The sequence below is a fragment of the Providencia vermicola genome, from assembly GCF_010748935.1.
Classification (GTDB): domain Bacteria; phylum Pseudomonadota; class Gammaproteobacteria; order Enterobacterales; family Enterobacteriaceae; genus Providencia; species Providencia zhejiangensis.
The window spans coordinates 2,099,560-2,119,686 of record NZ_CP048796.1; the positions used below are offsets into that span (position 1 = coordinate 2,099,560).

The 20,127-nt window shown below is 41.4% G+C and carries 21 protein-coding genes and 1 pseudogene; 11 read left to right on the forward strand and 11 right to left on the reverse strand.

All coding sequences use genetic code 11. The features are described 5' to 3' along the window. Nucleotides 1-27 precede the first annotated feature (27 nt). Complete coding sequence (gene purC, locus G3341_RS09385) at nt 28-741, forward strand: phosphoribosylaminoimidazolesuccinocarboxamide synthase (protein ID WP_154624991.1); 714 nt, start codon at nt 28-30, stop codon at nt 739-741. A 60-nt stretch (nt 742-801) separates the two neighbouring features. Here purC and G3341_RS09390 read toward each other — a convergent pair whose 3' ends face one another. The 6 genes and pseudogenes from G3341_RS09390 to G3341_RS09415 form a co-directional block, all read right to left on the reverse strand. Continuing rightward, nucleotides 802-1,221, reverse strand: coding sequence for an outer membrane protein assembly factor BamE (locus G3341_RS09390; RefSeq protein ID WP_163861454.1), 420 nt, complete (start codon nt 1,219-1,221; stop codon nt 802-804). A gap of 83 nt (nt 1,222-1,304) precedes the next feature. After that, a pseudogene (locus tag G3341_RS09395) lies at nt 1,305-2,057 on the reverse strand (energy-coupling factor ABC transporter ATP-binding protein); the annotation flags it as partial. A 70-nt stretch (nt 2,058-2,127) separates the two neighbouring features. Beyond that, on the reverse strand, nt 2,128-2,970 hold the full coding sequence (locus tag G3341_RS09400; protein ID WP_163861456.1) for an energy-coupling factor ABC transporter ATP-binding protein: 843 nt from the start codon (nt 2,968-2,970) through the stop codon (nt 2,128-2,130). Next, the gene (locus tag G3341_RS09405) at nt 2,961-3,665 is read right to left on the reverse strand and encodes an energy-coupling factor transporter transmembrane component T (protein WP_163861458.1); all 705 of its coding nucleotides are present in this window, start codon (nt 3,663-3,665) and stop codon (nt 2,961-2,963) included. The genes G3341_RS09400 and G3341_RS09405 overlap by 10 nt, the downstream gene beginning before the upstream one ends. Before the next feature lie 2 nt (nt 3,666-3,667). Beyond that, a complete protein-coding gene (locus G3341_RS09410; protein WP_154624986.1) occupies nt 3,668-4,249 on the reverse strand; it encodes an ECF transporter S component in 582 nt (193 codons plus the stop codon). 30 nt (nt 4,250-4,279) lie between these two features. After that, complete coding sequence (locus G3341_RS09415) at nt 4,280-4,723, reverse strand: PPC domain-containing DNA-binding protein (protein WP_163861460.1); 444 nt, start codon at nt 4,721-4,723, stop codon at nt 4,280-4,282. A gap of 389 nt (nt 4,724-5,112) precedes the next feature. Here G3341_RS09415 and ypfJ point away from each other — a divergent pair, with 389 nt between their 5' ends. The 5 genes from ypfJ to G3341_RS09440 all read left to right on the forward strand — a co-directional run bounded on the left by ypfJ (nt 5,113) and on the right by G3341_RS09440 (nt 9,408). After that, nucleotides 5,113-6,003 (forward strand): KPN_02809 family neutral zinc metallopeptidase, encoded by an 891-nt coding sequence (gene ypfJ, locus G3341_RS09420; protein WP_163861462.1) that lies wholly within the window; start codon nt 5,113-5,115, stop codon nt 6,001-6,003. Between the two features lie 9 nt (nt 6,004-6,012). Continuing rightward, on the forward strand, nt 6,013-6,306 hold the full coding sequence (locus G3341_RS09425; protein WP_154624983.1) for a DUF7677 family protein: 294 nt from the start codon (nt 6,013-6,015) through the stop codon (nt 6,304-6,306). Nucleotides 6,307-6,428: 122 nt separating this feature from the next. Continuing rightward, nucleotides 6,429-6,740 (forward strand): hypothetical protein, encoded by a 312-nt coding sequence (locus tag G3341_RS09430; RefSeq protein ID WP_208852765.1) that lies wholly within the window; start codon nt 6,429-6,431, stop codon nt 6,738-6,740. A 195-nt stretch (nt 6,741-6,935) separates the two neighbouring features. Next, the gene (locus G3341_RS09435; RefSeq protein WP_154624981.1) at nt 6,936-7,388 is read left to right on the forward strand and encodes a DUF441 domain-containing protein; all 453 of its coding nucleotides are present in this window, start codon (nt 6,936-6,938) and stop codon (nt 7,386-7,388) included. 7 nt (nt 7,389-7,395) lie between these two features. Then, complete coding sequence (locus G3341_RS09440; protein ID WP_163861466.1) at nt 7,396-9,408, forward strand: tRNA(Met) cytidine acetyltransferase TmcA; 2,013 nt, start codon at nt 7,396-7,398, stop codon at nt 9,406-9,408. Here G3341_RS09440 and G3341_RS09445 read toward each other — a convergent pair. Beyond that, on the reverse strand, nt 9,389-9,580 hold the full coding sequence (locus G3341_RS09445; protein ID WP_154624979.1) for a YpfN family protein: 192 nt from the start codon (nt 9,578-9,580) through the stop codon (nt 9,389-9,391). The genes G3341_RS09440 and G3341_RS09445 overlap by 20 nt on opposite strands. A gap of 179 nt (nt 9,581-9,759) precedes the next feature. Here G3341_RS09445 and G3341_RS09450 point away from each other — a divergent pair, with 179 nt between their 5' ends. Next, nucleotides 9,760-10,149 carry a DUF454 family protein gene (locus G3341_RS09450; protein WP_163863576.1) on the forward strand — a complete coding sequence of 130 codons (390 nt, stop codon included), beginning with the start codon at nt 9,760-9,762 and terminating at the stop codon, nt 10,147-10,149. Between the two features lie 43 nt (nt 10,150-10,192). On the opposite strand, the gene G3341_RS09455 is transcribed toward G3341_RS09450, so the two are convergent. From G3341_RS09455 to G3341_RS09470, 4 genes are all read right to left on the reverse strand, one after another. Next, nucleotides 10,193-10,861, reverse strand: a complete 669-nt coding sequence (locus G3341_RS09455) for a M15 family metallopeptidase (RefSeq protein WP_154624977.1) — start codon at nt 10,859-10,861, stop codon at nt 10,193-10,195. Beyond that, nucleotides 10,858-11,988: a succinyl-diaminopimelate desuccinylase gene (gene dapE / locus G3341_RS09460; RefSeq protein ID WP_154624976.1), complete on the reverse strand. Its 1,131-nt coding sequence runs from the start codon at nt 11,986-11,988 to the stop codon at nt 10,858-10,860. The genes G3341_RS09455 and dapE overlap by 4 nt, the downstream gene beginning before the upstream one ends. Before the next feature lie 14 nt (nt 11,989-12,002). After that, the gene (locus G3341_RS09465; protein WP_154624975.1) at nt 12,003-12,368 is read right to left on the reverse strand and encodes an ArsC family reductase; all 366 of its coding nucleotides are present in this window, start codon (nt 12,366-12,368) and stop codon (nt 12,003-12,005) included. Between the two features lie 167 nt (nt 12,369-12,535). Next, entirely contained in the window at nt 12,536-13,156 is a 621-nt protein-coding gene (locus G3341_RS09470; RefSeq protein WP_154624974.1) for a LuxR C-terminal-related transcriptional regulator, read from the reverse strand. 417 nt (nt 13,157-13,573) lie between these two features. On the opposite strand from G3341_RS09470, the gene maeB reads away from it, so the two are divergent. The 4 genes from maeB (at nt 13,574) to G3341_RS09490 (ending at nt 19,971) form a co-directional block, all read left to right on the forward strand. Continuing rightward, nucleotides 13,574-15,853 (forward strand): NADP-dependent oxaloacetate-decarboxylating malate dehydrogenase, encoded by a 2,280-nt coding sequence (gene maeB, locus G3341_RS09475; protein ID WP_163861468.1) that lies wholly within the window; start codon nt 13,574-13,576, stop codon nt 15,851-15,853. 123 nt (nt 15,854-15,976) lie between these two features. Beyond that, on the forward strand, nt 15,977-16,864 hold the full coding sequence (locus tag G3341_RS09480; protein ID WP_231131764.1) for a ChaN family lipoprotein: 888 nt from the start codon (nt 15,977-15,979) through the stop codon (nt 16,862-16,864). A 126-nt stretch (nt 16,865-16,990) separates the two neighbouring features. After that, entirely contained in the window at nt 16,991-17,788 is a 798-nt protein-coding gene (locus G3341_RS09485; RefSeq protein ID WP_154623918.1) for an energy transducer TonB, read from the forward strand. Between the two features lie 20 nt (nt 17,789-17,808). After that, nucleotides 17,809-19,971, forward strand: a complete 2,163-nt coding sequence (locus tag G3341_RS09490) for a S9 family peptidase (RefSeq protein ID WP_163861472.1) — start codon at nt 17,809-17,811, stop codon at nt 19,969-19,971. Nucleotides 19,972-20,127 lie beyond the last annotated feature (156 nt).

The following is a 20,127-nucleotide window of genomic DNA, read 5'->3' on the forward strand; positions in this document are numbered from 1 at the left end:
AATAATCCCATCTCTGGAGTGTGTAAGATGCAAAAGAAAGCTGAGTTGTATCGTGGTAAGGCGAAAACGGTCTATACCACTGAGGATCCTGACCTTTTAATTCTGGAATTCCGTAATGATACATCAGCACTCGATGGAGAGCGAATCGAGCAGTTCGAGCGTAAAGGGATGGTAAACAATAAGTTTAACCATTTTATTATGAGCAAACTGGAAGAAGCCGGTATCCCAACGCAAATGGAAGCGTTGCTTTCTGATACTGAAGCACTAGTCAAAAAATTGGATATGGTGCCGGTAGAGTGTGTTATTCGCAACCGAGCAGCCGGTTCTTTGGTTAAACGTCTTGGTGTTGAAGAAGGGATGGTGTTAAACCCGCCACTGTTTGACTTATTCTTAAAAGATGATGCAAAACATGACCCAATGGTTAATGAGTCCTATTGTGAAACTTTTGGCTGGGTAAACAAAGAAAATTTGGCGGAAATGAAGCGCTTAAGTTATAAAGCGAATGAAGTATTATCAAAGATTTTTGCCGATGCAGGGTTGATCTTGGTTGATTTTAAACTTGAATTTGGCTTATTTAAAGGTCAAGTGGTTCTTGGCGATGAGTTCTCTCCAGATGGTAGCCGTTTATGGGATAAAGCAACCTTAAATAAAATGGATAAAGACCGTTTCCGTCAAAGCCTTGGTGGCTTGATTGAAGCTTATGAAGAGGTGGCTCGTCGTATTGGCGTAGAACTCGATTAATGAACAATTAAAGCCGTCACTAAAAAGTCGCTCATATAAGAGCGACTTTTTTTTGGGGATTTATTGTTGATTCGTGCAATTAGATTGTTGATTTAACCGTTGGCAGCCCGCTGTCGCTGATAGGTTAACGGGTTTACCTTGTTCGGATAGCCATAATTTTAGCTGCTCAGCCGCTGGGTGGCGTGTAAAGGCCGTCTGGCGCATTTTTTCATTCTTTTCACCATACTCTACTAGTTTATTATCAATAAAAATAAAATGTTGGACGGTGAAGGAGGTGGAAGACGTCATTGTAAAATGTTTTGTATAGAGCAGTAGAGTGGCATCTTGCTGTGTCGCTGAGTCAGCAGGGGATCCCATAATAGAGACCACTTGTTGTGGCGTCATGCCAGTGGTGATAGCCGTTAATGGGTTTGTTGAAGCATAGCCCACAAGGGAAAATGCTAGAATAAATATTACATAGATAGCTTTAATCGTGTGCATAATGTTCTCCGTCTTATTGAATGGGAATAAAGCTATTATTTTTAGGCTAGCCAGCGTGGACAGTTTATGAATATTGGCGTCGTTTAATCAATCGAAATCACGTGAGTACCGATAAATGTCGATGACTTGGCAATAAATTTGTTAGCCCAACATTTAGGGTCGTTTTCTCGTTCAAGACCAAGTGCATTGCTCAATGAATAAAGTGTTGGGGCGGGTAAGACCGAATCAGGTTGTAAATCAGGGTGGCATAACGTATGTTCCGGAGGACCATCAGCAATCACGGTTCCCGCAGATAAGTGGATAGCTCGCTTAAAATTACGTGCGACAAAATCAAGATCATGGCTAATGGCAAGTATTGTTGTTCCCATCGATTGCTGTAAGGCGAGCCACTGTTCAAAACGGCTCAACCAACATGCATCAAAGTCACGAGTAGGTTCGTCTAATAAGAGAATTTTAGGGGCAACAGCACTCAAACAGGCGACGGCAACCATTCGTCGTTGACCCGCGTTTAAATCGAGAGGGTGGCTATCTGCCACATCTTGCAGATGAACACTTTTCAGTGTTTTTAGGGTGCGTTCATTAATCTCTTGTTGAGATAATTTCTGACGACGAAGCCCAAAGGCAACTTCATCTTTCACACGACTATGAAAGATTTGCTTTTCAACTTCTTGAAATAAAATACCAATTTGATTGGCTCGTTGCATGGCGTTGAGCGTTGAAAGCTTGTGACAATTAACCTGAATTTGTCCTTGTGTTGGACGTAATAATCCTGCAATAAGCCGCAATAGTGTTGATTTGCCAGCGCCATTATCCCCCACGAGTGCAACACTTTCACCAGTATTTATCGTGAGTGTCAATTGAGAGATCGTCGCATGCATGGCATTAGGCCAACGGTATTCTAGGTTATCAACGACTATCATGGTAATCCTTAAAGGCATTCAGCAAAGCGTTATCGTCAGTTGGGAGTGCGGCTTGCCAATGGTTTTGATTCATTAAGTGACCCAAAACACGCCAAGCATCAGGCATATTAATAGTCGGTTGCGCCGCAGTAAAAACACGCGTTTTGTCATGGCTAGCAATCACCTTGCCATGCGCTAATAACATTAATTGTTCACAAAAGCTGATCGCAGGAAGCAGGTTACGTTCGAATAAAATCACACTGCAACCTGTTTGCTGAGAATACTGTTTTAAGTTGAGTAACATGGTTTGTGTGGCTTTTGGCGTTAAACGACTGAAGGCTTCATCCAATAAGAGCAGTTTAGGTTGCATTGCGAGGGCACAGGCAATCACAACACGTTGCGCTTCTCCTCCTGATAAAGAATTTGGGTGGCGGTCACGAAGTCTCTCACTATGAGTTAACCGCATAGCGTCATTGACTCGTTGCCTAATTTGTTCTTCAGGTAATCCAAGGTTTTCAGGGCCAAAGGCAATTTCTTGTTCTACGCTAAATCCACATCCTGATAATTGAAGTTGTGGTGCTTGTTGAACCAACTGCCTTTGACTACTGAGTGCAGCCAAATGGTTATTCGATATTGGTTGTGATAAGACTTCAGCGACACCGTCAAGCTTGCCTGTGAGCAGCTCAGGAAACCAACCGCAAAGAAGCTGAGCTAACGTGCTTTTGCCACTACCATTACCACCAAATACCGCAAGCCACTGACCTGCGGACAATTGGATGTCGACAGGTCCGAGAGGAGAAAACTCGGTATTGCTAGGTATGAAAACCAATTGCTGTAAATTTACCACCACCAGCGGATCCCTCCTTCAATGACAATGACCATTAGAAGGCTATAACGGAAAATACTTTGCATCGTACTGTCTTTAGGGGCATCTAGAGTTGTGCGATGACTGACAGAACGAAAGCCTCGCATATCTAATGCCGCGCCACGAATTGCCATCTCACTCAATGTTTGAGTCATGAGAGGCAATAATAAAGCAGGTAATGAAATCAATCGTTGCCAAAGATGACCATCAAGGGGAACGCCTCTTGCGAGCTGAGCTTCCTTAATGCTCGCTAATTGCTGACGTAATTGTTCCAGAAAGAGTAATGGCCCAGCGAATAAATATGAAAAGCTGCTGGGCAATCGGCTGGCGAACAGTGCTCGAATAAATTTTTCAGTTGGTACGTATTGTAACCACAGCTGTGCGCTACTCATAATGGCGAATAGTTGAAACCATAAAATAAGCGCTTTTTGTTGCTGGGGTGTTGTTGTAAATTCACCAGTCAGCCAATAGGCTAGCCATCCGCCATGGATCAACCATAAGCCACACGCCATTGGTAGCATAAACCAACACACAAACCTCCAACGATAGCGAGCCTGTCGCCAAATCAGCAAAGCAGCGAAGCTGGCTAAACTGATTGTGATTAATGGCCAGCCAAACGGCAGCAGCACTACGCTGATACTCAACCAAAGCCATAATGTTAGCGACGTAAAAGGGTGCATACTTATCTGACTCGAGCCATATGCGGAAAATTCTGTTGTGCACGTAACGGTAAGCGGCGTACTAACAACCAAGCGATTAATGCAGAAAGAATTTTATCCGCGATATTGGCACCTAAGACAGTAATAGCGACAGACTCAAGTAAGTTTTCCCCAACAGCATGGAAATAAGCGACAAAGAAATCCGCACCGCTACCCGTTGTGCCAGCAAACAGGTAGGTACGAATTGGTACGGCAACTAGCATCAACGCCAATGTAATAATCACGCCAGACAGAATAACGCGCGGTAATGTACGGAATAGCCCTGCATGAGCGAGCAAACCAGCACTAAGACCTATCATCATAGCAACGGGTGCGAATGCCGCTGCAATAGGGCCACTTAGCAATCCCCATAATAAATTGGTTAATAACCCTGTTAATACCGCAATCCATGGTCCGGCTAACAATGCACAGATCAACGTGCCGATCGAATCAAGAAAGATAGGCAGCTTAATCATGGAGCTGATTTGTCCACCTAACATATTAATGGCGATTGAAAAAACAATAAGTACCAAAGTACGACTTGAAAGAATAGGTGATTTAGACATGGAAATTTCGATCCTTAGTGGATTAACCCGTTATTTATCATGATGGTTGTGGCGTTGGGTAACAACGAGTTCGTCATAACCGGATAATTGACAATATTCTCGAGTGAAGGTGATGTTATCTAACTCTCCAATGACTAATTCTAAGGTTGTTCTCACGGTACAACCGTTCATCATATGCCCACCTTGAACATGACCATTTTCATCTGAGATAGCTAAATGCAAATGTTCACTCGTCGCATCTAAGGTGCCGATCAGAGAAACGACTTCATACTTACCCATGATCTGCTGGGTTTCTTCTCTTCCAGCAAAACGTAGATTAACTTGGGTTAAGCTACCAACACAGCCCGCAATAAAAGCGGCTTTCAATTGATTTTGTTGAATAAAATTACGTAATGTTGGAATGACATCATCGTCTGGCTGCAAGCGAAGGGCGAAATAACGCGCGCCAGAAGATGGAAGCCGAGCTGCATTCATGCTTATGATCCTAAATATACTTATAATTTGAATATGATATGGTTTTTCTATTAATAGAAACGCAGTGATAAAGTTAATTATAATAATTTTATATTTATCTGCTGGTATTGTAAGTAACAATCAATGAGATATCAGCAACAAAGTGTTTTATCGTGATCGTTTGATTAAAAGTAGGCTTAATTTATGTTAAGTAAAGAATAAACGTCTAAGAGGCAATATAACCATTTTATTTGTAAGGTTAATATCGCGAATATCTGTGTTAATTCAGTGGGCTCATTTATCTATTTGCGTGTGATGACGATGTGCAAATAAAAATAATTAATCAAGTTATGCCATTTTTAGGTTTAAACTACGGGTTAACAATTTATTAACTCATTATGGAGGTAACGATGCGTTGGCAAGACCGTCGTCGTAGTAACAATATCGAGGATAGACGATCCGAAAATACCCCTCGTGATTATCGCAATACTGGTGGTGGAATGCGTATTCCTCTACGCGGAAAAAGTGGCCTTGTGATCCTGATTGTTATTGTGGTCGCCGGTTACTATGGTGTTGACCTGACAGGTTTAATTACAGGTGAACCTATTAGTAACCCATCATCTCAGCAAGCACAAAAAAGAGCGATTAGTCCACAAGAAGAACAGCTGGCAGATTTTACGTCAGTGATGCTGGCTTCCACTGAAGACATATGGCAGTCAGAATTCAAAAAATTAGGTAAACAGTATCAGCAGCCAAAGCTCGTTATTTATCGCAACGGCACCTCAACAGCATGTGGTCAAGGTAAAGCCTTTATGGGCCCATTTTATTGCCCAGCAGACAGTAAAGTGTATATCGACCTCTCATTTTACAATGACATGAAAACTAAATTAGGTGCGGGTGGTGAATTTGCACAAGGGTATGTTATCGCTCATGAAATTGGTCATCATGTCCAACACTTATTAGGTGTTGAGCAGCAGGTGAGACGATTACAGCAAGGCATGAGTACAAAAGAAGCCAATAAATTATCTGTCAAACTTGAGTTACAGGCCGACTGTTTTGCGGGAGTTTGGGGACATAATATGGACAAAGAAGGCATATTAGATGATGGGGATCTGCAATCGGCGTTGAATGCCGCGCAAGCCATTGGTGATGATAGGCTGCAACAACAAAGTCAAGGTCGTGTTATCCCTGACAGCTTTACGCATGGCACGTCTCAACAACGCTATTTTTGGTTTAAAAAAGGGTTTGAAACGGGAGATATCAACAGTTGTAACACCTTTTCGGCTAAAAACAACATTTAAGGGGAGTGGATGAAACTTAGTGAAAGTGTTAGCAGCGCCATAAGGACGTTTAGTTATTTTATGGCCAGTGGTTCACACGTTATGCTTGAGGGGGTTGATTACTTATCTCTTTATGGTGAAGAGCCCAGTGCAATTGAACAAGCCTACGCTATTTTTATCAATACCCTTGAAATTGATGAAGCAGGGGAAGTTTTGAATTTTATTCACGCACAAAAAAGAGCAACTGATTATATTCGCAGTTATTGTGATGCATCCTTTAATGTGGAACCCCCCTATGAAGAGTGGGAAGTCGCTTTATATTAAGCACTGAGTGGATTATTAAAACCCCCTTGAGAGAGGTTTCAGTGCCACAGCTAAAGTGTACGATAACTACTATTTGCTTGTGTATAGGATTGAATCATGCGTTAGCGAAAACGCATTATACGATGCAAGATTTTTCATCTGAGGGGATGTTAACATTTTCTATTAATTTACCTAAAACTGGCCATGAGCAAAAACTCATCGTTAGAGGAGAGGTTTGGGGCCTAAAGTCACAGGTTAGTCAGCCACAATGCGAAGGTACATTATTAAATAAAAACACCAATAACGAATGGATAGTGCCAAAAGATTGCGAGTGTGTTTTTTGGCATGTACATCCGTATAAAATTGAGAAAGGGCACATTGATGCTTCTAAACAAGCCACAGTGTTTATTGCCGATGAGCCCCATCATAAAAAACGCGATTACTCTCTGAACTGACGTCCTTAAATTTCAAAAATAAAATAATAGCGATAGGTGGTGAGCCTGTTAAAACGTTATTTCAGGCATATATTGGGCAATAATAATATACGCTTAGGTTTGATTCTTATTCGGGGAGCCAATAACATAGGCGTTACTTTTTATTTTTAGCGATCCTTATAAGCAAAAAATAGCGTTTTTTACAGGGAATATGATATGAGTCAGGTTGATCCTACTTTGATAATTTTATTAGTTTTAGCGGGTCTTGGGATCATTAGTCATAATATGACAGTGACACTAGCGATGTTATTTCTTTTAGTCGTACGTATAACGCCTTTAAATAATTTTTTCCCTTGGGTAGAAAAATATGGTTTAACGATCGGGGTTTTAATCTTAACAATTGGCGTTATGGCCCCTATTGCAAGCGGTAAAATCTCTGCACAAGATGTATTAGGTTCTTTTTTAAACTGGAAATCACTGCTGGCTATCGTGATAGGGATTTTAGTTTCTTGGCTAGGTAGCCGAGGCGTGACATTAATGTCACATCAACCCTCAACAGTGGCAGGTTTATTAGTGGGTACGGTGATTGGTGTGGCGCTATTTCGTGGTGTGCCTGTCGGTCCTCTTATTGCCGCGGGGATATTATCATTGTTGATTGGGAAATCTTAGCAAAGATATGAATGACTCACTTCCTGAAATATGTGCTCAATTAAGTGACTATGGCTATCGGCGCTTACTGGTATTATCGGGTGAAAGCCAGTGGGTGGTTGAACGGTTGCAAGAGATCCAATCCACCATAAGTGGTGACTGGCTGACACTTTCATCAACCATGCCAAATGCTTTACCCGTCAAAAATGCCCATTTATTATTAGGTCGAGAGTTTTTACATGCTGTTTTCGATGCCCGAGAAGGATTACACAGTGAAGCATTAGCCATGCTGGCAGGAACATTAAAAGCGGGCAGTTTATTGATTTTATGTACACCAGCGCAGCATATTTGGGCCGATACGCTAGATAGTGACAGTTTACGCTGGAATGAACAAAATGGCGCGATAGCAACGCCTAATTTTGTTCATCATCTACAACGAGTTATAAAATCACGCCCCGATGTCTTGCTGTGGCAACAGTATCGGCAACCCTATTTTTCGCGACTACCAGAACAAGCACATTGGCAAGCACCTTCAGGTGAAGCAACAGCGGCACAACAAATAGCATTAAACCAATTATTAGCAGCAACATCTGGGGTATGGGGAGTGATTGCCCCTAGAGGGCGTGGTAAATCCACTCTCGCGGGGATGCTGATACAAAAATGGCAAGGAAAATGTTGGTGTTGTGCACCCGCAAAGGTTGCTATACAAACCCTTGAAAAGTACGCTGGTGGCGCAGTGAGCTTTTTCTCGCCTGATGAGTTGCTACGTTATTGCCTGAAGGATGGCGAAATTGATGCAGACTGGTTAATTATTGATGAAGCTGCGGCGATCCCTAACTATATTTTGCGACAATTAGTCAGCTATTTTCCTCGAGTCTTATTAACGACCACGGTGGAGGGTTATGAAGGCACAGGTCGAGGCTTTATCAATAAATTCTGTAGCCATTTGGATAATTTTACATCACTTCATTTAGCGGCACCTATCCGTTGGGCAGAAAATGACCCTTTAGAAAATTGGCTTAACCAAGCATTACTGCTTGAGGAAACTGACATTAGCACAGAAACTCACTCGGTATGCTTAATCGAACAGACGACTCAACAACAGCTAGCGGACAACCCAGAACAGCTAAAAAACTTTTATGGACTCTTAACTAGCGCTCATTATCGAACATCCCCCCTTGACCTACGTCGCTTACTTGATGCCAGCCAGCAGCAATTTATGACAGCAAAATCATCGACTCAATTGGTCGGGGCATTATGGATGGTGGAAGAAGGGAGTTTAGACCATGCATTAAGTTGGCAGGTATGGGCTGGTTTGCGTCGTCCTCGCGGTAATTTGCTGGTGCAATCTCTTGCGGCGCACAGTTATTTTCCTGAAGCAGCACAAATGCGTTCCCAGCGTACTATGCGAATTGCTGTTGCTCCTGCCTATCGCCGGCAAAAAATAGGTTTACAACTACTTGCCGCACAAAAACACCTAGCCCTTGAGCAAGGAAGGGATTTTTTATCTGTGAGTTTTGGGCTGACCCCTGAATTATTAAGTTTTTGGCAGCAAGCGGGTTATCGATTAGTGCGTGTAGGCAGTCACCTTGAAGCGAGCAGTGGATGTTATACCGCAATGGCGATACTGCCGTTATCAGCACAGGCCTCACTGTTATGTGAACAAGCTGAACGGTGTTTATCAAAAGATCTGTTTTGGCGAAAAGACCTTAGTCATTTCAATTTGCCATTCTGTGAACAACAACATTTGAGTGACGAAGACTGGTTAGAACTCGTGGGTTTTGCTTTTTATCACAGAACACTTGAAGCTAGCAGTGCGGCGATACAGAGGTTACTGACTCAACACGAAGGTGGGTTGTTGTTATTGCGTTTCTATTTTCAATTACAATTATCGCTCGAAGAGATATGCCAGCAACTACAGCTAGCAGGACAAAAGGCTTGGTTAAAGCAAGCTCGGGCAGAATTGAAGCAATGCCTTCAACGTGACTACCCTGAGCTTGTGGAAATGGTAGCGCAAAAAACTAATCTTTCTTGTTTTTAGGCCAATCGTCCTCATCATCCCAAAGATGGTTGTTATCTTTATGTGGCGGTATCTCTGGTTTATTATCAAGAAATTTTTTATGATCAAACCGCATCATCTCTTTGATAGCGTTCCAGATGATGCCGACTAAAATCAGTAGGACTACCCACCAATAATCTGCTAACCAATGCATATGTAGCCTTCTATACTTGCCAATATGAGGTTACTAAAAAGGTGGAAGAAAAGTGAACACTTTTACTGGCACACATTTAGCATCACATTAAAGTTTGAAATTCGATAGGGTATTTTCCTTATCGATCATTCAGTTTATTTAACCATGTTTTCGGTGCGGTTGGGAGAGCCATTTTGAACATAACAAAAGGATTTTTAATTTTATTAGGTTGGCTCGCGGTAATACTCGCCTTTTTAGGCGTTGTATTGCCGGTATTGCCAACAACGCCATTTTTACTCTTAGCCGCATGGTGTTTTTCTCGCTCATCACCGCGTTTTCATCACTGGTTACTCTATCGCTCTTGGTTTGGTGGATATATTCGGCATTGGCAAACCTATAAAGGCCTACCAAAAGGTGCTAAACCTAAAGCAATGGTAGTGATATTGGTGACATTTATGATATCGATTTGGGTTGTTAACTTTTGGTGGTTAAAACTCGGACTATTTATTTTGTTATGTTGGTTACTCTTTTTTATGTATCGCTTACCTGTGATTGATAAACCAATCCCGAGTAAAAATGAATTGCCATGATTGCGTTATAAAAAAGCACCAAATTGCTTGGTGCTTTTTGGGTTTATTCCGCTATTTTAATATAGCGATTAAAAACGTACTCTAAATTGGCTAATAACCAATCGTGACCCAAAATATCTTCTTGTTGCAAAACAGTTTTGATGACTTCAGGTGTTAACAGTTGCTCAGCCTCATGTGACAACGGCCAATAACTAATATGCCAAGGCTCATAAGCAACACCGGCATCTTTGGCGGTAAAAGGGCGGTAGAAGTCGTAGGTGGCCATATTGTCACTCAACCATTGATTCAGTTCAGCAAAATAACCGCCTGATTCGTATTCCCAAGGTTCAAGTTGCAGTGACTGCCCCGCGGGAAGGCGTAAAGGGTCATAAACATCGATTTCAGTTCCCCAGTGATGCCGACTTGCTCCGGGCAGGGCGGACCAATGTAAAATTGCCTCACATAACTCGCCTTCCGTTAACAACGTAATGTCTAATGGCTGGCTCTGTTTATCAAGTACAGGGCGTTTCCCTGAGAATTTCTCATTCCAAATCAGTTGCTGGCGAGAAAAATCACGAAATGCACTCGCAGACTGGAGTTTAAAGCCTGCTCTTGCCGCGGCTTGTTGCATGGCTAAAAATGCTTTGGTCGCATTAAACTGAAGGCGATGAGGACCACCTAATGTGACGAGATGCTCCGTTGAACGACCTGTTAGCATTTCAATCGAAATCATAATAGCAATAGCTCCATAATTCGCTCATAGATTAAAGCGAGTTGTTGCAAATCACTGACCTTGACACACTCGTCAACCTTATGAATAGTTGCATTTAATGGACCTAACTCAATGACTTGAGCCCCCATTTGCGCAATGAAACGGCCATCAGATGTTCCCCCGCTAGTCGATAACTCAGTCGTTCGACCGGTTAATTCACGGATAGCTTGGGTCGTCGCATCAACTAAATGACCTGAGCGTGTCAAAAAAGGTTGACCTGATAATGACCAAACCAACTCATATTTTAGCTGGTGGCGAGCAAGCATCTCTTCAACACGTTCTTTGATCATTTTATCCGTTAATTCCGAACTGAATCGGAAATTAAATTGGACAAAAAACTCACCAGGAATAACGTTGGTTGCGCCTGTTCCTGCTTGTACGTTAGCTATTTGCATGCTGGTTTCAGGGAAAAATTCATTTCCTTGATCCCACTGTGTCGAAACGAGTTCATCTAAAAAACGGGTCGCACGATGGACTGGATTATCGGCAAGATGGGGGTAAGCGACATGTCCTTGCGTGCCTAAAATGGTTAAATGAGCGGTCAATGAGCCACGTCGACCATTTTTAACGGTATCACCAAGTTGCGATTGACTAGAAGGCTCACCCACCAAGCAATAATCTAAACGCTCATTGCGCTGCATTAGTGTTTCAACAACTTTGACCGTACCATTGGTTGCTTTAGCTTCTTCATCGGAAGTGATCAAAAAAGCCAACCGACCACGGTGGTTAGGATGTTTTTCGACAAAGCGTTCAGCAGCCACAATCATTGCGGCTACGGAGCCTTTCATATCAGCGGCACCGCGTCCATATAGATGCTGATTAATAATCGTCGGTGTAAAAGGCGGTGTTTGCCATTTAGCAGGATCGCCAGCAGGCACCACATCAGTATGCCCCGCAAAAGCTAAGGTTTCACCATCTGTACCATGATGTGCCCAGAAATTTTGGGTATCACCGAAGGGCATATCTTCCACCACGAAGCCTTTCTTTTTTAATCGTTCGATTAATAAAGCTTGGCAGCCTTGATCATCAGGACTAATTGATGGGCGAGAAATGAGTGCTTGAGCAAGTTGTATAACAGGACAATCCATCGTAGCTCTCCAGCTTATTGGGTAAACTGTTGGTATTCAGCAGCAGAAAAGCCGACAAGATAACGCTTATCTGCTGATACAAGAATGGGTCGTTTGATCATTGCGGGTTCTGCCAACAAGACTTGCTTAGCACTTTCAGCATCGACAACGGCATTTTTTTCCTCGTCGCTAAGTTTACGCCAAGTTGTCCCTCTTTTGTTGACTAAGACTTCCCAACCCAGTTCTGCGATGAAAGAGGAGAGTAAGGCATCATCAATTCCATCAACGCGATAATCATGAAATTGGTAACTAATATCATTGTCTTCCAAGTAGCGGCGAGCTTTTTTGATCGTGTCACAATTTTTGATGCCATACATGATGTAAGAGGAAGTGTTGGACATGAGGTTTTCCTTTGATAACTAACAGTTAGTTGTACATGATGCGTGAAAATGACATTATGATCTACCCCTTAACTCCAGAAAGAAAAGTTAATCTATTGATTAAATAAAAAAGCGACAATCCAGTTTTATCTATTTTTTAGTGAAGCGATAAACAATTTGAAAGTTTATTATTTAGAGCGCATATATATTAAGCTGGCTTCTAAACGAGAACGTACATTTAATTTTTTTAGTAAATTACGGATATGCACTTTCACCGTTTCTTCCGAGATAAAAAGTAATTTCGATATTTCTCTATTTTTTAGTCCCGCGGCTATTTCATGTAGTATTTCACGCTCTCGGCGCGTTAACGATGACACAGGATCATGCAGCCGATGACGATTGCTCAGGCACTGATACACTTTTTCACTAAACACATGATGACCCGCAGCCGCTTTACGCATGCTGTTCATGAGCATATCAAGGTCACTATTTTTGAGTAAGTAACCTTGTGCTCCAGAATCTATTGCGCTATAGACATCTGTTTTAGATGAAGAAAATGATAGAACGAGCAGGTAGGATTTCAGGCAGTATTTGCGTAATGACCTGATCGTTTCGAATGTTTTAATACCATAGATGTTGGTGTCAATAAGAATGATATTAGGTTGTATTTCCTCCGCAATATGTAGTGCTTCAGAGCAATTACAGCTTTCTGCTGTGACATGAAAATCTTCATCTGCGTTGATTAATTGTCGTAAACCATAGCGATAAATCGGATGTTCATCAATGATCATAACGGTTTGGGAAGACATAGTGGATTCCTTTTATGCCTATACTGACAGTATGAAGTTAGTAAATAATGAATATAAAATTAATGTTTATAATATAGGGTCACTTTATTTTTTTATCATTTTTGTGTTTTATTAATATACGATTTTTTATATTAATGGATGTAGTTAAAATAGAAGTACAGATATTTAAAAACAGACGGAACATAAAAAATAATAACGTGATTTTTACATGATTAAAATTATCAAGGATAATTATATCTATATAGAATTATTATTTGGATTAGCAGGGAAAGGGCGCAGTAAATTGTACTGAATCGTCTCATGCAATACTGTAAGCAAAAGAATTTTCTGGAAATTGTCGCCAAGATCATGATTTGCTTGCCTGATATGTTTATACTGTCACTGCTTTTACCCTACCTACTTTGAAAGGACTTGATGATGGATGATAAATTAAAACAAAGTGCTCTTGATTTTCATGAGTTTCCTCATCCAGGAAAAATAACTGTAACACCGACCAAACCATTGGTAACTCAGCGCGATTTGGCTCTTGCATATTCACCAGGCGTTGCAGTCCCATGCCTTGAAATCGCTTCTGAACCACTTAAAGCGTATCGCTATACTGCAAAAGGGAATCTTGTCGGTGTGATCTCGAACGGTACCGCCGTTTTGGGATTAGGTAATATTGGAGCCTTGGCGGGTAAACCCGTGATGGAAGGGAAAGGGGTGCTATTTAAGAAGTTTTCTGGCGTTGATGTCTTTGACATCGAAGTTGATGAAACAGATCCGGATAAACTTGTTGATATCATTGCCTCTCTAGAGCCTACTTTTGGTGGTATCAACTTAGAAGATATCAAAGCGCCGGAATGTTTCTATATCGAACAGAAACTACGTGAAAGAATGAACATTCCTGTATTCCATGATGATCAACATGGTACCGCGATCATCTGTACAGCGGCGGTGATTAACGGATTACGTATCGTTAAAAAGGATATCGGTGATGTACGCTTAGTTGTTTCTGGGGCAGGTGCCGCATCCATTGCTTGTATGAACCTATTGGTGACATTAGGTTTAAAACATGAAAATATCACGGTATGTGACTCGAAAGGGGTCATTTACAAAGGCCGTGATGAGAAAATGGATGTCACAAAAGCCGCGTATGCAATTGAAGACAATGGCACAAGAACGTTGGCTGATGTGATCCCAAATGCGGATATTTTCCTTGGCTGTTCTGGCCCTGGGGTATTAACTCAAGACATGGTAAAAACCATGGCGAAAGACCCTCTTATTTTAGCGCTTGCTAACCCTGAGCCAGAAATTTTACCGCCATTAGCCAAAGAAGTACGCCCAGACGCTATTATCTGTACTGGTCGTTCAGACTATCCAAACCAAGTGAATAACGTGCTGTGTTTCCCATTCATTTTCCGTGGCGCACTCGATGTTGGGGCAACAACGATTAATGAAGAGATGAAACTTGCTTGTGTTTATGCAATTGCCGATTTGGCATTAGCGGAACAAAGTGAAGAAGTGGCTTCTGCTTATGGAAACCAAGACCTATTTTTTGGCCCTGAATATATTATTCCAAAACCGTTTGACCCACGATTGATTGTGAAAATTGCACCAGCAGTTGCAAAAGCGGCAATGGATTCAGGGGTAGCAACACGTCCTATTGCAGATTTTGATGCTTATATTGAAAAACTCAATCAGTTTGTCTACAAAACAAACTTGTTTATGAAGCCAATTTTCTCACAAGCAAAAACACAGAAAAAACGTATTGTGTTGGCGGAAGGGGAAGAGGAGCGTGTATTACATGCGACGCAAGAATTGGTTTCTCTTGGTTTAGCCTTCCCAATCCTAATTGGTCGCCCAAGTGTCATTGAAATGCGTATTCAAAAATTGGGTCTGCACATTGAGCTTGGTAAAGACTTTGAAGTGGTCAATAATGAAAATGACCCACGTTTCAAAGAGTACTGGCAAGAATACTATCAAATCATGAAACGCCGAGGTGTTTCACAGGAGATGGCTCGCCGCGCCGTAATTGGTAATCCGACCTTAATCGGAGGCATCATGGTGCTGCGTGGTGAAGCTGACGGCATGATTTGTGGCACCATTGGCAGCTATAGTGAGCACTACAGTGTTGTGAAAAATCTGTTTGGTTTCCGTGAAGGGGTTCATGCCGCGGGTGCGATGAATGCGCTGTTATTACCAACCGGAAATACATTCGTTGCAGATACTTACGTCAATGAAGATCCAACACCTGAAGAGCTTGCAGAAATCACATTAATGGCAGCAGACACTGTGCATCGTTTTGGTATTGAACCTAAAGTGGCACTCCTATCTCGCTCAAGTTTCGGTTCATCTGACTGTGCGTCAGCACAAAAAATGCGTGATACGTTAGCACTTGTTAAAGCTCGAGCACCACATCTGGAAATTGATGGTGAAATGCACGCTGATGCGGCATTAATTGAATCAATTCGTAAAGATGTTATGCCGGATAGTCCATTAAAAGGCTCTGCAAACTTGCTGATTATGCCAAATATGGAAGCGGCACGTATTAGTTATAACTTATTGCGTGTGACGAGTTCAGACGGTGTGACTGTCGGGCCTGTATTGATGGGGGTTTCCAAACCTGTTCATATATTGACTGCGATAGCTTCCGTGCGTCGTATTGTGAATATGGTGGCATTAGCTGCTGTTGAAGCACAGACTCACCCCCTGTAATTTGATTTAATCTTGAAAGACCTCTGAGTTTTTAAATTCAGAGGTCTTTTTTAATTGAAAATAATTATCATTATCTGTATTTTGAGTGGTTCTATACACAATTATTAATAGATGGAAAAGATAATGATATCAGTAAGATTGAAGGTAAAATCCTCCCTTATCGCGATGGCATTACTGCTTGTTGCAGGTTGTGCGCAGCAAGTCGAACAAAAACCTTTAGAGCTTGATAGCCGATTGACAGGGCAAGGGCAAATCATTGATCTACAAACGGGGCAATCCATCACACCTCAGCAACTTATTGAACAACTATCGCAATCATCGCGCGTTATTGTTGGCGAAAAGCATGACAATCTGTATCACCATCAAATCGAGCAGTGGCTCGCACAGGAAATGCATAAAACACGTCCACAAGGATCTGTTTTGCTTGAAATGATTAAGCCGGATCAACAAAAGAGTGTGGATGCCGTTAAGGCACAAATGCAGGGGAATCCCTACATTCGGGATGAAAAGCTTCAATCAAAACTAAAATGGCAAAAAGGTTGGCCATGGGAGCAGTACGGTGAGTTAACGAAATATTTACTTAAAGCGCCTTACCCTGTGCTTTCGGCTAACTTAAATACTGAGGAAATCACAGAAGCTTATGAAAAACCTCCCGTTCTTAATGGTGTCTACTCAACTCAACCCGTTGTCCAAGAGTTGATTAGTAAAACGATTGAAACATCTCATGATGGTGCATTAACGCCAGAGCAAGTGCAAAAGATGACGGTTATTCAACAAATGCGTGACCGCAGGATGGCAAAATCATTATTACAAGCACCAACGCCAGCAATGTTATTTGCAGGTGGGTATCATGCTACACGCGCGATCGGTGTTCCATTGCATGTACAAGATCTCGCACCAGACGCTGAATTTAAGGTGTTAATCATTTCTGAAAAAGACAATGCCATTGATAACATTCATGCCGATTATGTTTGGTATACACCAAACCAAAATAAAGTGGATGCAAAGTAACCATTTGATAACTATTAGTAATGTATTTGTGATGCTTTTACCATTTTAACTTGAAATAGTTTTCATTTGCATATGTAATTAATTATCATTTATGTTTTAGGCATAGCAAAAATAAATAAGATTAAAATGGGCACGATGACATTAGGGTACTACCAAACCACCAAAATGAGTGGGGCGGTGATTATTGCGATTGCATTACATCTTTTAGTGATTTGGTTTTTTATCCACAGCAATGATGACCAAGCATGGGATGAGCTAACGCCACCTCCATCCGTTGTGATGGAGCTTTCCATAGAAGCGGAAGCTAAACAGTTAACGGAGGTGAATATCGGTCAAGTTCAGGAGGTTTCGGTGGCAAGTAAAGCACAAGAGGCTACGCCTGATGAACTTGACCTTCCTCCTATTCCGGTGAATGAGAATGCAGAACTGCAAGTCACAAAAGCGGAAAAGAGAAAAGCACCAACAGTTCCTAAAAAAGAAAAAAAAGAACCTAAGAAAAAGCCCGTTGAAAACGTCGAAAGTGATAATTCAAAAGCAAGTAATGCCCCTGTAACCAGTGATGCAGCGGCGCTAAAAAAGACGGACAAAATAGCAGCTGACTTCAATAGTCAATCACAAGCGACGCTTGATGCTGAAAAACAGTGGCAAGCGCTAGTGTTAGGTAAATTAAATACGTTTAAACGCTATCCTGAAGATGCCCGCCGACGTAACCGAACAGGCATTCCTGTCGTGACGTTCGAAGTGGATGCACAAGGCTATATCATTCATAGTTCGTTGACGAAAAGTTCAGGAACTCGCTCTCTCGATAGGGAAGCGGAAAGAGTTCTTTCTCGCGCACAGCCTCTCCCCACACCACCGACTGAAATGCTAAAGAACGGCAAAGTGACAGTAAAAATGCCGATAGACTTTGCACTTGAAAATTAATGGTCAATTAGAGTAACAAAATGATTATACGAACAAATTTATTGCCAGCATCAACTCGAATCGCTAAATTTTGTCTAATAGCACTTATTGGACTACAAACCAGTCATAGCCTTGCGGAGGAATTCATGTCAGCACCAAAGGCGAAAAAACAACCTTATACGATGACAACACACGGTGATGTACGTGTTGATGATTATTATTGGTTAAGAGATGATAAAAGAAAGTCACCAGATGTCATTGATTATCTTGAAAAAGAAAATGCGTATAGTCAGCAGCAATTAGCGCAGGGTGAAGGGCTTAAAAAACAAATTTATGAGGAATTACTTTCGCGTATGAAAGCGGATGATGAGTCGGTTCCTTATAATTATAATGGGTATACCTATCGTAGCCGCTTTGAAGCGGGCAATAATTATCCTATCTATGAACGTCGTCCTGTTAATAGCCATGAACCTTGGCAGGTACTTGTCGATGGCAACCAGCGCGCAGAAGGGAGTGAGTATTATCGTTTAGGCACCCTGACGGTTTCGCCGGATAACAAACACATCGCGATTGCAGAAGATAGAGAAGGTCGTAACAACTATAGTATCTCTTTTCGTTCTTTAGATAGCCAAGAGTGGCAGAATGCTGAACTGACGAATACATCGGGTAATATTGTTTGGGCAAATGACAACAACACATTATTTTATGTCAATAAAGATCCGCAAACCCTCTTACCGTACCAAGTTTTTTACCATCAAGTTGGAACACAACAGCAGCAAGATGTGATGGTATATGAAGAAAAAGATGATACTTTTTATGTCAGCTTGTCTAAATCGACATCAAAAAATTATATTTTTATTGGTATCACAAGTACCGAGACTGCTGAGTATCGTTTACTCGATGCAAATCAGCCACGTAAACAAGTTGAAGTCTTTCAAACACGTAAAACAGGGGTTGAGTATTACCCAGATCATTTCCGTGATCAGTTTTACATACGCTCTAATCATCAGAATCCATTATTTGGCCTGTACTCAGCAAAGCACATTGGTGACGATTGGAATACTGTGGTTGCCCCTCGCGATGACATTGACCTAGAAGGCTTTGAGTTATTCAACCAATGGTTGGTACTGGAAGAACGACAAAATGGTTTAGTGAATATTCGTCAAATCAATTGGCAAACCAAAGCAGAAAATTTTGTGAGCTTTGATGACCCTGCCTATATGGCATGGATTGGCAACAATCCAGAGCCTGATACCCACAAATTGCGTTATGGTTATTCGTCAATGACGACACCATCTTCTGTTTATGAAATAGATATGCAGACGCAACAAAAGCAGCTATTGAAACAACAAGAAGTCAAAGACTTTGATAAATCGAAATATCAAAGCCAACGCCTATGGGTAACTGCCCAAGATGGTGTGAAGGTACCTGTGTCATTAGTGTATCGCAAAGATCTGTATAAAGAAGCACAAAATCCATTATTAGTTTATGGCTATGGGGCTTATGGTTACAGTATTGACCCTTCATTCAGCTCCTCTCGTTTATCTTTATTAGACCGTGGTTTTGTCTATGCGATTGCTCATGTTCGCGGGGGTGGTGAGTTAGGGAAAAAATGGTATTTACAAGGAAAAACCATTAATAAAATGAACTCATTTACTGATTTTGTTGATGTAACAAAATCATTGATTAGTCAGGGCTATGGTCAACCAGGGCATATTTATGCCATGGGAGGCAGTGCAGGTGGGTTATTGATGGGAACCGTTGTCAATATTGCGCCTGAATTATATGAAGGTGTTGTCGCTTCAGTGCCTTTTGTTGATGTGGTGACTACGATGCTAGACCCCTCAATTCCATTAACAACTGGGGAATATGATGAATGGGGTAACCCTGAAAATGAAGAGGCGTATTGGCGAATCAAAGCCTATAGCCCGTATGATAATATCAAAAAGCAAAAATATCCCCATATGCTAGTGACAACGGGTTTACATGATTCTCAAGTGCAATACTGGGAACCAGCGAAATGGGTCGCTAAATTACGCGAATATAAATTAGGTGATTCACTATTATTATTAGAGACCAATATGAATGCAGGCCATGGAGGTAAATCAGGTCGTTATAATGCATTGAATGATATTGCTCTTGATTATAGTTTTATTTTAATGCTAGAAGATAAAAAACAATATTTCCCGCAATTAAAAAACTAATATACTAATAACCCATTATTAAATGGGTAATTAAAAGCAACAGTTAGGTTATAGCCTCTTTACTATAACCTGATTGTTGTGCCAAAAATTTCAATATGAAATTTTCTTTTGAAGCAAGTGAGCGCATGTTTAATTATTGCGTTTACAGGAATGGTT